This is a genomic window from Vibrio sp. D173a, assembly GCF_030248475.1.
Window position 1 is genome coordinate 1 of the sequence record NZ_JAHGAH010001351.1, and the last position, 685, is coordinate 685.

At 44.8% G+C, this 685-nt stretch carries 1 protein-coding gene; it reads left to right on the top strand.

Annotation, left to right across the window (positions count from 1 at the left end; translation table 11 throughout):
* Nucleotides 1–92 precede the first annotated feature (92 nt).
* Nucleotides 93–685: beta-propeller fold lactonase family protein (locus KIV40_RS33305; RefSeq protein ID WP_285353673.1), on the top strand; the 593-nt coding region annotated here is incomplete at its 3' end.

Below are 685 nucleotides of genomic sequence, written 5' to 3' on the forward strand. Positions count from 1 at the left end.
CACATCACCAAGTATTTCCCCTAGATTCAGTACTTAGTTACCTTTTTATAAGACAATGTCGGCTCCACTTTTACATCGAGTATGGCAGCGCTATGAGAACTCTCCCTTTAACCATCGGTTGTTACACAGAAGATCCAAACGGAAGCCAAGGTGTGTATCAAACTCAGTTAGATCTGGAAACAGGTAAGCTGAACCCTCCCCAACTGATCGCGAAGTGCATTAACCCCTCTTTTGTTGTCTCTACAAAGCTGGGCATCTATACCGCATCTGAAGTCGACCAACAGTCCCAACCTCAGCTATTTCATGTCTCTGAGACAGATTCAAACGTCGCATCTAACTCTGGGGTCATATTGGGTGATCACCCATGTCATATTTCGATAGATCCTAACCATAAGTTTGCTATCACCTCTCAATACTCTTCTGGCACATTCGATATTTTTAGTTTGGGTATCAACGGCACCATCGATAAACGAATTGAAACACTAAAAATGTCAGGTTCAGGCCCTAACCAAGATAGACAAACAGGGCCACATGCTCATCAGTCGCTGTTCTTGACGCACTCGCCACAGTTTGTCACCGTTGATCTTGGCGCCGATCGCATCAACTTCTACTGCTTCGATGAAGAGCAAGAGGAGTTTATAGAAGAGCCAGTACAATCTATTCAAGTTCCTGCGGGCAATGGGAC